The organism is Pleurocapsa sp. FMAR1 (assembly GCF_963665995.1).
Classification (GTDB): Bacteria; Cyanobacteriota; Cyanobacteriia; order Cyanobacteriales; family Xenococcaceae; genus Waterburya.
Map to the genome: position 1 here is coordinate 3,736,982 of NZ_OY762512.1, position 13,693 is coordinate 3,750,674.

The window sequence follows — 13,693 nt, forward strand, 5'->3', positions numbered from 1 at the left end:
GCTTAAAAAGCTATTGGTTCGGGGGTCAAACCCGCTTTAATACCGTTTTGCCCTTTCGGTTCAGTCGATTGGCTTACCTCATTCTCATCATGCTCGTGTTCTACTGTTTCTGTCTTTAACCAGGGTTTAGTAGTCTGGGTAAATTCTTTAATTTGGTTGCTAGCATTAGAACCATTTTTAATAATTAGTGAAGCAAAATTATCTTTAGTTGGTTCGATAAAGCTATCGGTCATCACGGCAAAACTAGATTGACCGTTAACGCTAGAAGTTGCTTTCTGTCTAATAAGTGTTGGCTGGTAAACGCCATGAGCATAGAAGACATCATTCTTGTTAATTGCGCGATCGCAACTCAGCGTTTTGTAAGTAGTAAGAAATTTTTGGCAAAAAGAATCGGGATTGTTGTAATAGCTGTAGTTTTTTAGAAAAGTATAGCCTGAGTAGCCCGAACACTTTAATCGGAATGGTAGTTTTGACAACGGCTTGTTGAAGTTATCTAAAAACCAAACTACGAGATAAGAAAAGGCTTTATAGTTCCCCGAATGAAACTTAGCTTTACTGTAGGCTATAGTCTCAAATTCATTACTCATTAAAGGCATAGAGCGATTTAAGATTAGCAGTCTTGGCTGCTGAGTTACTAAAAGCGTCTCTGTCGTACCGTCGCTAAATTCATGCTCTAGCGGTTGCCAAGTATCTATTAGTTCAAACTCAGCTAACTGGACATTAGCTGGCGTAATTGCTATGCCGTAATTTTTACTCCCAGCATTAAGAAACTGACAATAAGGAGGGGTAGTTAACTCGCCATTGTACTCATTACTAGCGAAGCCAAAGTCTTGATAGTTGCTCACGATTATTGATGGTTATTGATAATTGGTAACTAGTATAATTATACTATTTTTTACTTTTATATTGACATTTTATTCAACAAAAATATCTTTCTACTTGGAGAAAACTATCGAAGCTATTGGGACTAAGCTGATACAGCTTGAAACGCCTATTTCGTAAAGCAAACGTTTCAAAACAGTTAAAGAGCGATCTCTCTCGAAGCAGCAGTAGAGATATACAAGACTGAGGGAGAAATTAGGGTTTGTGATTGGGATTAGCATTTTGAGCAGGTATAATTAGGCGTTAGACTAAGCCAGGTTGTCACCAACCCGACTCGTCAAATGAACGCAGCATGAGACTTTAACCTCACTGCGCTCCTCTCTTTTCAGACTCATACGTGAGTACCCAATTACAGTAAGGTAGGAATATCGTTGACCCATAGCCAGTCCAAGTTATTGAACCATTTTTGAGTCTTCTCTCCTGACTTTTTCGCTTGATGGAGCTTTATAACCAATTGGTCACTGTACGTTTTGGCATCATGGCAATGTTTGTGTAGTAGCTGGAGATTATCTCTACTATTGCTACCACCCGCCTTTTTGGGGATGATATGGTCAGTTTCTATCAAATCTCCATCAAGGAAGTTAAGATTACACCAATTACATAAACCCATTTGTTTTTTCAACAATTTAGCTGTTGAAGGCTTCAATTCAGGATGCGAACCCTTTCTTTTTGCCCAGTAAATGGTGTCTCCGTCATAGGGGGTTTTATTTCCTCTAACTTTGACATGGCGTACAATTGCTGTTTTAGTATGTCTTTCTAAGGTAATAAAATCATCCTTATATTCCTTACCAAAAACCCAATTATCTTCTCCTATAGTTACCCAGTATTTATCTCCCACCCAGTATTTACTTTTGTTGGGATGTCTTCTATCCGCCCATCTACGTAGCCTTTTGTGAGTTAAATGACCAACTTTTGAGTAAGTTTCTTGACTACACACTGTTCTGTAATAGTTACACCATCCTCTAATAATCGGATTCAACTCACTGATGATTTTTTCTTGGGGTGCAGCTTTTAACCTTCCGATTTTAAGGGAAAGTTTTTCATAGTGCCTCCTAACACTATCGGATGATGGTCTTATAATTGTTTTGAACCCCAATAATTTACCCTGTCCGTTCTTCCCTGACTGGTATTTGCCAACTTTATATTGGCGTATATTGAATCCCAGAAAATCGAATCCTGGTTGATGTTTATCCAGTTCAAGTTGAGTGTGAACAACTTTGGTTTTGCTAAATTTTAATTCAAGGTCGTAGTGGGATAACCATTCACTTATGACATTTTGACAAACCTTGAGAGTATCCAAATTTTTATAAAAGATTACGAAATCGTCAGCATATCTGATTAAAGATGCACCCTTAATTTGTTTAATCCTATTTTCCATTCCGTGTAGGGCTATATTGCTTAAAAGCGGGGAAATTACGCCTCCCTGTGGCGTTCCCTGACGGTTTGGAGTCTTTTGATTCTTCTCAAAGTCATAAATGTCGGCTCTCAACCAGGCTCGGATTTGTCTCCTAATGGTAGGAAATGTATTGAGCTTGGCTAGGAGGTGATGGTGGTTAATTCGGTCAAAACATTTCGCTATATCTGCATCCAACACAAATTTTGATTTATATCTAATCTGGTTGAAGATGGCTTCCACAGCGTCATGTGCGCTTCTTCCAGGTCGAAAGCCATAAGAATTATTTTCAAATCTTGACTCCCATTCTGGTTCTAGAGCAGCTTTAACTAAAGCTTGTGTTGCTCTGTCGCGCATCACAGGAATACCTAGAGGTCGCTTTTCGTTTCTTCCAGGCTTGGGAATCCAAACTCTTCTAATGGGTTGGGATTTATCCTCTAGTTTTAAACCGTTTGCGAGTTGAAATCGCTGCTTTGGGGTCAAGGATTTCACCTGATCCACTCCCGCAGTTTTCTTTCCTGAATTATCCTGTGTGACCAGTCTTACGGATAAAAGTCGGTTGTAATAGGATTTGATGAGGGTTTTTTGTAGCCTTCTTCCTTGTTTGACATCACCATTGATGTAGGCTCGGTAGATTCTCTTTTGCAACTTCCAAACAGCCTTCTGGATTTTACGCCAATCAAGCTGTTTCCATTCCACAGTATTCTGATTTGAATCTGTTTTAGACATATCTATTGCTACTTAATCACTACTTGACTGAAAACAGTGAGGACGTGGGCATATCTTATTCATTACAAATAAGCCTTAGCTTTTTCCTCAATCCTTCGCCCTCTATAGCCTCCTGATATCGGAGAGTTTACGTCTTGGTTGATTACTCAGGTATTTCGACCAATAGCCTGAGAGCTATAGAGGGATTTCCTCGTTCCGAATATTTCGTTGGTATGAATCTTTAGGATGTGTCTGTCCACCGAGCGCGGTTAGTGTTGTGATTGTCATATTCACACTGACAATTAACCAGATGCGCTGATGCCTTTTGGCACAGGGCGAATGCCCAGATCGTCGTCTAACGACGACTGGCGACGCTACCGCGTCGCGTGCCTGTCAGACCTGATTTGGCTGTTTACCCTTAACGATGGTTATGACGGGAAGATTATTCCTTTTACTTCAGAATTAATCTTATCCATAGACTTCTTGCTAGCAGAGAACCAGTCCAGACTACCAGTTAGAGCTACATTTAACCCCGCTTTACGGATTGATGACCAGTCGCTACCGTAGGGGTTATGCTTTTACTCCCAACACCGAGAGAGTAGGACTTGATGATTTGAGCTTTTGTTAATATTTAGCACCTTATTACAGGCTCTCTCACCTACACGAAATATTCAGTTGTCATGGTTCAGATACTCATGATTGAGTCTTATCCAAGCTAGTCATACCAAGGGTTTTTACTCCTTGTTTCAACTAAACGAGTCGCACTTAAATATAGGGTTCGTGCGACCGAGTGCAGTCTGTCTCTGAAACCTTTGTTATACAAAAGATACAGAGTTCGATCTTTAAAATTTAAGCGGTCGCCAGAATATAAGTTACATAAATGTTTTCCTGAACGCACCTATCGAAAAAAACGCTCCTTAAAATAGAAGTTAAGACACATCAAAACAACGATGCTAAAGTATTGTAATCCTGTATTGAATTTCAAAAATATTGCCTAAAAGAAGACAAACTGGGCAATGTAATAATTTGTATTACTTATTATTCAAGCCTCATACGTTACTTAGTGCTGATTGCGTTATCGAAGCACCTAGTAGAGGTTTCTTCTCTCAGCTTTTTTTATTATAAGGGGTGACTCCAAACGTCAAGGGAGTCTTTGTGAAGCTCTAACTTTCTGTAGCGAAATATGCTTTTTAAAGAGTTTATAGGACTCGCTTTGCTGCTTTTAAATCTTTAATTTCTGCTTATAGGTTGGTTCGCTTCGTCCACAAACTCTAAGTTAAAAACCGTATTCCGAACAGAAAATAACTCGCTAACAAAAACTAAACCCATTGACTTTTGAAGCCTCCACCCCTTGCCCCAGAGATAGCTGGGATAAGAAAAATCAGCATATAAAATAACACGAGGAAAATCAAATCATGACGATCGATCACAACGCTCCATCATCCAAATTTCAGGTTCCCACACTCAAAGAACAAGAAAAAAAGGCTGCTTTTCGTAAATGGCAGGCAGTGTTTTACACCTTGCGTCAAAAGAAGGCAGAAGACGCTGCGCTACAAGGGCAGATGGCAGAAGGTAACTTGTTTGGAAGAGGCTTGTACCTCTACCAAACCCTTTTCGTCGTAAACGACGAGGCTTGTATCCTGACGGAAGAAGGAGGAAGTAGCTGCTTTTCCTTCTGCCATCTGCCATCTGCCTTCTGCCTTCAAGGGCGAAGCCCTGGTCAAAAGAAGGCAGAAGAGTTAAAGTTATTTGATGCTCAACACCAAGTTTATGCTGCAAGGATGAACGAGCGACAGGTAGAACTCCCAGAACTTCCAACCGCCAAACCAGTTTACGAAGAAGAAGAAGTCGAAGTTGACTTTTAAGTAAAAAAACATGACAGGTAAGTAACTATTACCTGCCTGCCATGTTTTCCAATTCCTCGATTGTGGGAATATTCACAATTTTGAGCTTAGTTAAGTCTCCATTGATAAAGTAGCCTTTAAAAGAAAAGCTGGTTAGATCCCAACACCAGTAGAGTTTACAGTTCTCGCCAATGGCAAGAACTGTCCGCTCGATACCAAGACCATGCAAAAGTTGACCGAAATTACCTGACAGCAAACGTTCGCGTAACTGCTTTTCAGTCCAAATATTTGGACAACGAATCATTAACGCTGACTTCTCTTGCACTACAACCAACTGTAACTGGCAAAACTTTAGCAACTCTGTTTCTGTCTTTCCGCAGTGTTTTGTTACACGGTCGCCTATTAATTGATTTAAACTTTCCATGATTAATATTTTTGCCTCGTTAATAACAAGGATATCAAATAAATTAAAAGTTAAAAAACAATAATAAGTCCTTCGGGGCAAATGAAATCTACATAACAAAGAAAATACAAATCATGAACAATAATCTTTGGAACAAAACTCAAGATTTAATCGAACTAGAAGATGCGATCGCCGAAATTGCCAACAGCGAAGAATTAACTGAAGCCGAAAAAGACGAACGTTCCCAAGAGCTTTTTCAACAATGGTTAGGTCAAGAGGAGGACTGGAAAGCAAAGCTAGAGTCTGCTGCCTATGCTGCTAAATGCCTTGAAAAAGAAGCCGAGGCAATTAAATCGATGATTGATGATTTAAAAGTCAGATACGCCAGCCAACTTAACTCTGCCAGTAAGCTAAAGCAGTACATTTTGCTAGCAATGCAGGAACGAGGAATTAACAAAGTCAAGGGTAAATACTCAACTATTTATCAGCAAACCAGACAGCCAGTAGTTCTCAAAGTAGCACCAGAAGAACTGCCAGAAGAATATCAGCGAGTCAAAGTAGAAGCCAAGCTAAACGATCTAAAACAAGCTTTGAAGACTAGCAAAGATGACTTTCCTTGGGCTGATTGGGGAGAAACCGAAACCAGTTTGGTAATTAGGATTAAATAGAAAACAAGTTAGATAAAAAATAAATAATTACTGTCTCGTGCTGAGGAGTGAATGAAGTTTATTAGATAACAATTACTATGAACTATTCACAACTTAGTTCGAGAGATGAAGATGCTCTATTTGAGTACATCAATGGTGAAAATGATGCTTTAACTTTAGAAACTCCAGCCTCAGATAATTGTTACTATCTTTCAGGCTGGCATGAAACCAAAGCCAAACTCGCTAGTGGCGAATTGACTAATGAGATGACAAAAAGAGATTTAGGCGAAGAAAAATATAATCTAGAGATTTTCTGATGTAATAAAAGTCCTACAGCAACTTGTGAAGTTAATTCTGAATCGAACTATGAACGTTATTACTTTGCAAAAAGCCGTAGCTAACCTCAATTGGCACATTAATTTTTATGAATTCTGTCGAGAAATTCTTCAAAAACATAACTGGACTGACCGACGGTTAGAAAAAGATGCTTACTGTCTGGAAAAATGGCGCGATTGGCAGAAGTTAAATAAGGCGTTACATCTATTCGACGATGAAACTTTAGAGCGCATCGTCACCGTATACGAACGAAGACATAAAAACAAATAAACAATAGTATGTCTGAAATTTTAAATAAACTTTCAATTTCAGCCATGAATAACTGTATACAAGCAGTGTTGAATGTTGAGGTAGCGATTGCCTGCGGCAAGAAATTAATGAAGCCATTCCCCTTCGCCAACAAATCGCAGCTAAACCCGTCAACTTTCTCAAGACCAAAACGAAGAAGCTCATCTCTTAGTCCAAGCCAACGCCAAAATCAAAGACTTGCGCGATTGCACCGATACTCGTTTCTAGCTATTTTACCCCAATTACATACTTTCCATTGGGAATTGGAATTTCCAGAGGTGTTTCTTCGCAATGATAAAAGCGAAACGATGAAAAAGGTAGAGACAGTTCATCCTTCATCCCTCATCATTCATCCTTACAACGTGGCTTCCATGAAACAGTGACTCCGTTACACCATCAGCGAAGTAGCCAGACGCGAAATCCTAGACCGTTTGCTGCAATTAAACCATCATCGCTACGCCGAGGAAGTTGAACAGGGATTACACAGCAAAAAGAAAGGTAAATCGAAGAAAAAAGCAAGCAATCATAAAATCAAGCAAAAAAGTTTGTTTTAGTTGCTAAAGCTCCCGTATACTTAGCTAAAATGGTATCGGACATATATGTCCTCTCATTAACCATGACAGGTAATGAATTTATCAAGAGAGTGAAAAAACTGGCTAAAGCTAAAGGTAAGACAATTTCTATAGATAAAAGTCGTGGCAAAGGTAGCCATATTACACTTTACTATGGCGAAAAATTTACAGTAGTTCGGAATCTCAAAGATGAGTTCTAGCAAGACTTGCGCTTGCCGAACTAAATTCGGCGCGCTTCCTTGCTCAAAATTGGCACTTACAAAGCACGCTTGCTCAATTGGGAATCAAAGAAGATGAATTTTAAAACCAATCAAACAGAGAGTCGCTTTTCTTTTCCTGTAACCTTAACAACCGATGAAGTAGACGGTGGTTTTACAGTTACCTTTCGTGACCTACCGTGACCGCTATTACTCAAGGAGAAAGTATTGAGGATGCTCTCAGTGAAGCTGCTGATTGTTTGGAAGAAGCGATCGCTAACAGAGTTATTCGCCGTTCAGAAATTCCCGTTCCTTCCGAACCAGATGAAAACGAATATACGGTAACAACACCACTACAGACCTCCTTTAAAGCTTCAATTTGGCTAGCAATGCAGGAGAAAAACATTAATCAAACCCAACTTGCTAATGTTTTGAGTGTGGATGAGAAAGAGGTTAGAAGAATACTTGACCCCAGCCATAATACTAAGCTGGAAACTTTGGAGCGATCGCTCTGTAAGATAATACTTTAGATCTTTAGTGCCTTTTCGTACGCCCGATCCGCTTTGCCGAGTGACCCAGTATAAAACAACAACATTAGTTTTTGCGTTTTTGGTCATATAGGTAACGAAAACTAAGTTAATCTTAAGAAGTTTTGAAATAAAGTCAAAAGTTTTGTAGCTTCTTCAGCTATGCAAGATGAGACTGTAGAGTAAAAGTGGCAAAAATTTGTTTCACAGCGCGTTCAAAGATTGTCTCTAACCCACTTTTTAAAAGCCCTAATTGCTTTACCTCTGCCTTCAGTTTGAGCTTGTTTAACGTATTTTTCAATAAGTTTGACGATAGGAATGTCAGGAAAATTGGAGCTTATTTGAGATTTTGTGTAATGATTTTCCTCTAACAAATAAATTTGTAACCCTTTTCTAGTGTATCGCCACAATTCAGGAACTTTTAACAACAGATAGTTATCTAACTGTGTTCTATTAGTTATGTCTATTTCGATAGCTAAATCTGGGGGAGAGTCGATTTCTAAGTCTAATCTATTCTTGCCAATGACAACTTGATAATTCTGGATGTAAAAACAAGAATCTGGTTCGACAGCCTGTATCATCTGTTTATTCTTAAATGTTGTCGAACCTAGAGGTTCAAAATCAATTTCTAATTCGTCAAGCAAGATTTTGACGATTTCGTTAATTATTTCTTTGTCTTTTTCATGTTCTGGTAGGGGAACCATAATTTCCAATACTCCGTTGCTGTATGAAATTTTGGAACTGCGATGTTCTCCTAGTTCTTCTAAGATTTCTTCAAAATCCTGCCAGTTAATATCTTGTAGTAATAATTGCTGACCTGGTTTTACAACAATTTTTTCTAAAGCTACTTGCATAGTACTAATTTATTTGTAAATAAATTAAATAGTCGGTCGATATAAGTAATTCAGTTCTATTTTGCTAATATATAAATTTCTACTAAATAAACATACATTAAAATAGTAGAAAATAATCTAGCTTATTATGCATAATGTTCGACAAAATTAGGTCAAAAATTCAAAGCCGATTATTTCATATTTTAAGAAGATTTTTCTAATTTTTCTATAATGTTTTGAATATCTTTGCAGTTATCTTTACTCAAACTAGAATTAATAATCTGCCACTGATTTCCTTCAGGTTTAACTCTCATCAATTCGATTTTTGCTTCCCAATTAGTCACCACAGCAACTTCTCCTTTATTTTTTGTTAAAGTATAATTTTCGTCAATAAATTCATCACTATTCGTTACATCGAGAATTCTTATAACTATTGGTGCTATTAGCTCAATTCGCTCTTTCTGAGTCTTTTCTTCATATTCAACCATTCCTTTTAGCATTTCAATATCATCTGGATTGAGATTACTCTCTACAATCCCATCATCTATTGTCAAGATTATACGAGGTTCATGTATCTCTTTTTTTAAAAAACCACCTTGCAATAAATGAACAATCTTCACAAATAAATACGTATTGTCAGTTTCTCTAATTTCACAATAAGGTATTATACTATTGCTTCTTCTTTGCTCAATATTGCTGCAAATACGAAATCCATAAGTCTGGCTGTATTCACAATATTTTTTGATGATAATATTTGATAACTTGACTGCTTCTTCCTCCATCTGGCATAATTGAATGAATTTTTTAGTAAGCGAAGGATTTTCGCGATGCAAATAGATGGTTTGTGCTAACTTCAAGTTATTTATTGTAAGAGATTCCTTGATTTTAGGAGAAATATATACATTGTTTAACTTTATTTCTTCAGCTTTAGTTCCCCATAATGAAACTCCATAAATAGAACAATCATCAAGAGTTGCTTTTTCAAGAGTTGCCTCATTTAAATTAGCATCATCAAAAAAAGAATTTACCAAATTTATTTTTTTTAAGTTGGCTTTTTTTAAAAATGCTTTTTTTAAAGTTACTCTAACACCTTCGACTCCACTTAAATTTGCCATATACATATTGGCATTTTCAAAATTAGTAAAACTCAAACAAGCTTCTTTAAAATTCGCTTGGGTTAAATCTGCTTGTCCGAACCATATATTTTTAAGCCGAGCATTTTCTAAGTTTGCCTCAACAAGAGATGCTTTTGAAAAATCACTCTCATTAAACTCTACATTCTTCAAATTAGCTTTATTTAAGCTTGCATTCCTAAAAGAAATAGCCGTGCCACAAACATCGCTTAAATCAGCATAATCTAAATTGGGTAGTCCTAAAGATGTAAGGATATAAAATAGGAAATTGTAGATCATTTGATTTCCATGCCAGTAGATTTGCCATCTTGTCCATCATGTAATTCAGAACAAATTGTTAAAAACGGTCACATTCACAATGGCAAGCAAAATTATAAATGTCGCGACTGTGGTAGACAATATGTGGAAAATCCACAGAATAAAATGATCGACCAACCAACCAAAAACTTGATTGACAAATTACTCTTAGAGAAGATTCCTTTAGCTGGAATTGCCCGAGTTACAGAAGTTTCAGAACCTTGGTTACAGAGTTATGTCAATGCTAAATACGAATCAGTTTCTCAGCAAGTTAAAGTGAGAACAAAAAAAAAGGAAAATTAACGATTCAGTGTGATGAAATGTGGTCATTTGTCGGTAATAAAGCCAATAAACAATGGATTTGGTTGGCTTTGGCTGCAAAAACTAAAGAAATAGTCGGGGTTCATATCGGCGATCGCCGTCGTCATGGAGCGAGAAAGCTATGGCAATCTTTGCCCTCAGTCTATCGACAGTGTGCCGTTTGTTATAGTGACTTCTGGGAAGCCTATGAACAGGTAATTCCTTCAAAACGCCATCAAGCGGTGGGGAAAGAGAGAAAAACCAATTACATAGAACGATTTAATTGCACAATGCGACAAAGAGTTTCTCGATTAGTCAGGAAGACTCTATCGTTCTCTAAGAAAATCGAAAATCAGATCGGGGCAATCTGGTATTTTGTCCATCATTACAACACGTCCTTACATCTTTAGGACTACCATTTTAACTAATTTCGTTTCAAGTCGAAAGACCTTTATTTTGAAAGAATACTTTCAGCTTTATCGGATATTTCAATTACGGATCGGGGGGTAGTATGAAAAACTTATCCACTATAGTCTCAAAAGTTGAAAATCCAGAAGATGGTCTTTGGCTCAGTAAACGCAAAATTGCCGAGAAATTAGATATCTCGGTACATACCTTAAAGTCGTATCGTAAACTTTACTGGTGTGAAGGAATACACTTTCAATACATAAGTACACGAACAATTAAGTACAACAGTCTACTAATCATAAATTGGTTGGTAAATATTTTTTGCCCGGAAGCACACCAAAGAGGCTGGTTGACTGACAAAAGATGAAGAGAAAAACCTGAGAATAGAGATTCAGTAAAGAGTTGAGGGATTGACACAAAGCAAGGGGAGTCAGCACTCTGAGATTAGATACCACTCATAATTTCAGAATACTGTGAATCAAAACTCCCGTCTCTACAATGCCTTGAATCAATGAATGAGTCAATAGAAGTTTGAAGACAGAAGTATGAAGGCGCGAAGTTTCAAGTTTGTTCGAGGGCTTGTACCTCATACGAAGTTTGAAGTTTGAAGGCGCGAAGTTTGAAGGAATTCGGAATTCGGGAAGGATTTTTTGTAGCTCATACCTCACACCTCATACTTCGCGCCTTCATACCTCATACACAGGGCTATCGCCCAGATCGTCCGTCCTTCGGACGACTTCGATGCTTCGCATCGTGTAGGGCGAAGCCCTGGTACCTCTACCAAACCTCTTTCGTCGTGAACGACGGGGCTTGCAACTATAGTGGAACAAAGGACTTGTCCGCATGTAGGAGGAAGTAGCTGTTTACGAAGTTTGAAGGAAGAAGTTTGAAGGAAGAAGGAAGAAAGATTTTTTGTACCTCATACGAAGGAAGAAGTAGCTGTTTTACTTCATACTTCATACCTCATACTTCATACTTCATGTAGCTGTTTTACTTCATACACGGACTCTCTGTCCGTCGCCGTTCCCGAGGAGACGTCGGAACGCAGAGAGCGTTCACCTCACACTTCGCGCCACAGGGCTATCGCCCAGATCGTCCGTCCTTCGGACGACTTCGATGCTTCGCATCGTGTAGGGCGAAGCCCTGGTCAAGCTACTGACTGGTTACATTTATGTCATCTTCAAACTTGTATTTGGATGATAATTGCTTTAATACACACGGGCAATGTCAACCTGACAAAATGGTCGATGTACATCCCTGGTCGAGGGAAGTTGGCTGGGGGTAGACAGAGACGTATTCAGCGTTGGCTAAACAATCCTCGAATCAATGTCCATCGAATCAGAAAGTCCTTGGTCAAAGCAGCACTTGATGATTGGTCAGAATCAAAAATATTTTTGGCATTAGACACTTCACTGTTCTGGGATGAGTATTGCCTTGTGCGGCTTTGGGTTATTCATCGAGGGAGAGCTTTACCGTTGGTGTGGAGAGTGATGAACCATGAAAGTGCTAGTATTTCAGTTACCGATTATCGAGAGATGATTAAGCAGGCACAAGTTAGGCTACGAGAATCAGTTAAGGTAATTTTACTCGCGGAGCGAGGATTTATACATACCGAATTGATGACCATGCTGACAACTCAACTAGGATGGCATTATCGTCTCCGAATTAAGAGTAATACCTGGATTTGGCGTGGAAGTTGGTGTCAACAGAAGTTTGAAGACAGAAGTATGAAGGCGCGAAGTTTCAAGTTTGTTCGAGGGCTTGTACCTCATACGAAGGAAGAAGTTTGAAGTTTGAAGGAAGAAGGAATTCGGAATTCGGGAAGGATTTTTTGTAGCTCATACCTCACACCTCATACTTCGCGCCTTCATACCTCATACACAGGGCTATCGCCCAGATCGTCCGTCCTTCGGACGACTTCGATGCTTCGCATCGTGTAGGGCGAAGCCCTGGTACCTCTACCAAACTAAGAGCGATCGTGAACGACGGGGCTTGCAACTATAGTGGAACAAAGGACTTGTCCGCATGTAGGAGGAAGTAGCTGTTTACGAAGTTTGAAGGAAGAAGTTTGAAGGAAGAAGGAAGAAAGATTTTTTGTACCTCATACGAAGGAAGAAGTAGCTGTTTTACTTCATACTTCATACCTCATACTTCATACTTCATGCAGCTGTTTTACTTCATACACGGACTCTCTGTCCGTCGCCGTTCCCAAGGAGACGTCGGAACGCAGAGAGCGTTCACCTCACACTTCGCGCCACAGGGCTATCGCCCAGATCGTCCGTCCTTCGGACGACTTCGATGCTTCGCATCGTGTAGGGCGAAGCCCTGGTCAACCTAAAAACTTTCACTTTCATTTAGCAGAGGCAATTTGCTTACACAACGTACAGATTCACAAAGGTGAATTTTCTGGCAAAGTTCATGTGATTCTTGGTCGCAACAACGTTAACGGCGAACTATGGGCAATTGTCAGTAATGAAAAAACTACTCTACAAACCTTTGCTGAATATGGATTACGTTTTGATATCGAAGCGAATTTTTTAGATGACCAATCTGGTGGTTGGAATGTTCAACGCTCGATGATTCGAGATGTATGCGCTTTGTCCCGTTTGTGGTTTATCTTATCTGTGGCTACTCTCTACGTTAGTGCCCAAGGTGTTGAGGTAGTTCGTATTGGCAAACGAAGATGGGTTGATACTCATTGGTTTCGTGGTAATAGCTATTTTAGGATTGGTTGGGATTGGGTCAAAGCTGCACTCATTAATGGTTGGAATTTACTTCATTGCGTGACTTTCTCTAGTAATCAAGATCCCTCACCTGCAATGGCATCACGATCGCAATATCAAAAACGAGCAGATCAGTTGGAGTTCAAAGTTTTAACTTATTCCTACAATATTTCTTGAAAGTTTTGTCAGTCAATCAGCCAAA

The 13,693-nt window shown here is 38.9% G+C and carries 16 protein-coding genes; 11 read left to right on the forward strand and 5 right to left on the reverse strand.

What is annotated here, in order from left to right:
- Positions 1-2: 2 nt before the first annotated feature.
- Both SLP02_RS18265 and ltrA read right to left on the reverse strand, forming a co-directional pair.
- Positions 3-845, reverse strand: a complete 843-nt coding sequence (locus SLP02_RS18265) for a DUF5895 domain-containing protein (RefSeq protein ID WP_319422160.1) — start codon at positions 843-845, stop codon at positions 3-5.
- Between the two features lie 386 nt (positions 846-1,231).
- The gene (gene ltrA, locus SLP02_RS18270) at positions 1,232-3,004 is read right to left on the reverse strand and encodes a group II intron reverse transcriptase/maturase (protein WP_319422161.1); all 1,773 of its coding nucleotides are present in this window, start codon (positions 3,002-3,004) and stop codon (positions 1,232-1,234) included.
- 318 nt (positions 3,005-3,322) lie between these two features.
- On the opposite strand from ltrA, the gene SLP02_RS18275 reads away from it, so the two are divergent.
- Positions 3,323-3,550, forward strand: a complete 228-nt coding sequence (locus SLP02_RS18275) for a hypothetical protein (RefSeq protein ID WP_319422162.1) — start codon at positions 3,323-3,325, stop codon at positions 3,548-3,550.
- 848 nt (positions 3,551-4,398) lie between these two features.
- A complete protein-coding gene (locus SLP02_RS18280; protein WP_319422163.1) occupies positions 4,399-4,848 on the forward strand; it encodes a hypothetical protein in 450 nt (149 codons plus the stop codon).
- 28 nt (positions 4,849-4,876) lie between these two features.
- On the opposite strand, the gene SLP02_RS18285 is transcribed toward SLP02_RS18280, so the two are convergent.
- Entirely contained in the window at positions 4,877-5,251 is a 375-nt protein-coding gene (locus tag SLP02_RS18285) for a hypothetical protein (protein WP_319422164.1), read from the reverse strand.
- Positions 5,252-5,364: 113 nt separating this feature from the next.
- On the opposite strand from SLP02_RS18285, the gene SLP02_RS18290 reads away from it, so the two are divergent.
- The 6 genes from SLP02_RS18290 to SLP02_RS18315 all read left to right on the forward strand — a co-directional run bounded on the left by SLP02_RS18290 (position 5,365) and on the right by SLP02_RS18315 (position 7,800).
- Positions 5,365-5,898, forward strand: coding sequence for a siphovirus Gp157 family protein (locus tag SLP02_RS18290; protein WP_319422165.1), 534 nt, complete (start codon positions 5,365-5,367; stop codon positions 5,896-5,898).
- 77 nt (positions 5,899-5,975) lie between these two features.
- Complete coding sequence (locus tag SLP02_RS18295) at positions 5,976-6,194, forward strand: hypothetical protein (RefSeq protein ID WP_319422166.1); 219 nt, start codon at positions 5,976-5,978, stop codon at positions 6,192-6,194.
- 49 nt (positions 6,195-6,243) lie between these two features.
- Complete coding sequence (locus SLP02_RS18300; RefSeq protein ID WP_319422167.1) at positions 6,244-6,483, forward strand: hypothetical protein; 240 nt, start codon at positions 6,244-6,246, stop codon at positions 6,481-6,483.
- Positions 6,484-6,491: 8 nt separating this feature from the next.
- Positions 6,492-6,884 carry a hypothetical protein gene (locus tag SLP02_RS18305; protein WP_319422168.1) on the forward strand — a complete coding sequence of 131 codons (393 nt, stop codon included), beginning with the start codon at positions 6,492-6,494 and terminating at the stop codon, positions 6,882-6,884.
- 200 nt (positions 6,885-7,084) lie between these two features.
- Complete coding sequence (locus SLP02_RS18310; protein WP_319422169.1) at positions 7,085-7,273, forward strand: hypothetical protein; 189 nt, start codon at positions 7,085-7,087, stop codon at positions 7,271-7,273.
- 197 nt (positions 7,274-7,470) lie between these two features.
- Complete coding sequence (locus SLP02_RS18315) at positions 7,471-7,800, forward strand: type II toxin-antitoxin system HicB family antitoxin (protein ID WP_319422170.1); 330 nt, start codon at positions 7,471-7,473, stop codon at positions 7,798-7,800.
- 212 nt (positions 7,801-8,012) lie between these two features.
- Here the strand turns inward: SLP02_RS18315 and SLP02_RS18320 are convergent, their stop codons facing one another.
- Both SLP02_RS18320 and SLP02_RS18325 read right to left on the reverse strand, forming a co-directional pair.
- Complete coding sequence (locus tag SLP02_RS18320; RefSeq protein ID WP_319422171.1) at positions 8,013-8,651, reverse strand: Uma2 family endonuclease; 639 nt, start codon at positions 8,649-8,651, stop codon at positions 8,013-8,015.
- 182 nt (positions 8,652-8,833) lie between these two features.
- Entirely contained in the window at positions 8,834-10,042 is a 1,209-nt protein-coding gene (locus SLP02_RS18325; RefSeq protein ID WP_319422172.1) for a pentapeptide repeat-containing protein, read from the reverse strand.
- Between the two features lie 9 nt (positions 10,043-10,051).
- Here SLP02_RS18325 and SLP02_RS18330 point away from each other — a divergent pair.
- The 3 genes from SLP02_RS18330 to SLP02_RS18340 all read left to right on the forward strand — a co-directional run bounded on the left by SLP02_RS18330 (position 10,052) and on the right by SLP02_RS18340 (position 13,668).
- Positions 10,052-10,770, forward strand: a protein-coding gene (locus SLP02_RS18330) for an IS1 family transposase (protein ID WP_319418853.1) whose coding sequence is annotated in 2 segments (ribosomal slippage) — positions 10,052-10,340 and positions 10,340-10,770 — 720 coding nt in all. Because the reading frame shifts where the segments join, the coding sequence is not laid out codon by codon here.
- A 1,194-nt stretch (positions 10,771-11,964) separates the two neighbouring features.
- Positions 11,965-12,558: a hypothetical protein gene (locus tag SLP02_RS18335; protein ID WP_319418706.1), complete on the forward strand. Its 594-nt coding sequence runs from the start codon at positions 11,965-11,967 to the stop codon at positions 12,556-12,558.
- Between the two features lie 630 nt (positions 12,559-13,188).
- Positions 13,189-13,668 carry a hypothetical protein gene (locus tag SLP02_RS18340; protein WP_319418707.1) on the forward strand — a complete coding sequence of 160 codons (480 nt, stop codon included), beginning with the start codon at positions 13,189-13,191 and terminating at the stop codon, positions 13,666-13,668.
- Positions 13,669-13,693: the final 25 nt, after the last annotated feature.

Bases quoted from the DNA above. Each gene is read 5' to 3' on its own strand.
- ltrA (WP_319422161.1), bottom strand. From the start codon at position 3,004: ATGTCTAAAACAGATTCAAATCAGAATACTGTGGAATGGAAACAGCTT.
- SLP02_RS18275 (WP_319422162.1), top strand. From the start codon at position 3,323: ATGCCCAGATCGTCGTCTAACGACGACTGGCGACGCTACCGCGTCGCG.
- SLP02_RS18280 (WP_319422163.1), top strand. From the start codon at position 4,399: ATGACGATCGATCACAACGCTCCATCATCCAAATTTCAGGTTCCCACA.
- SLP02_RS18285 (WP_319422164.1), bottom strand. From the start codon at position 5,251: ATGGAAAGTTTAAATCAATTAATAGGCGACCGTGTAACAAAACACTGC.
- SLP02_RS18290 (WP_319422165.1), top strand. From the start codon at position 5,365: ATGAACAATAATCTTTGGAACAAAACTCAAGATTTAATCGAACTAGAA.
- SLP02_RS18295 (WP_319422166.1), top strand. From the start codon at position 5,976: ATGAACTATTCACAACTTAGTTCGAGAGATGAAGATGCTCTATTTGAG.
- SLP02_RS18300 (WP_319422167.1), top strand. From the start codon at position 6,244: ATGAACGTTATTACTTTGCAAAAAGCCGTAGCTAACCTCAATTGGCAC.
- SLP02_RS18305 (WP_319422168.1), top strand. From the start codon at position 6,492: ATGTCTGAAATTTTAAATAAACTTTCAATTTCAGCCATGAATAACTGT.
- SLP02_RS18310 (WP_319422169.1), top strand. From the start codon at position 7,085: ATGGTATCGGACATATATGTCCTCTCATTAACCATGACAGGTAATGAA.
- SLP02_RS18320 (WP_319422171.1), bottom strand. From the start codon at position 8,651: ATGCAAGTAGCTTTAGAAAAAATTGTTGTAAAACCAGGTCAGCAATTA.
- SLP02_RS18325 (WP_319422172.1), bottom strand. From the start codon at position 10,042: ATGATCTACAATTTCCTATTTTATATCCTTACATCTTTAGGACTACCC.
- SLP02_RS18335 (WP_319418706.1), top strand. From the start codon at position 11,965: ATGATAATTGCTTTAATACACACGGGCAATGTCAACCTGACAAAATGG.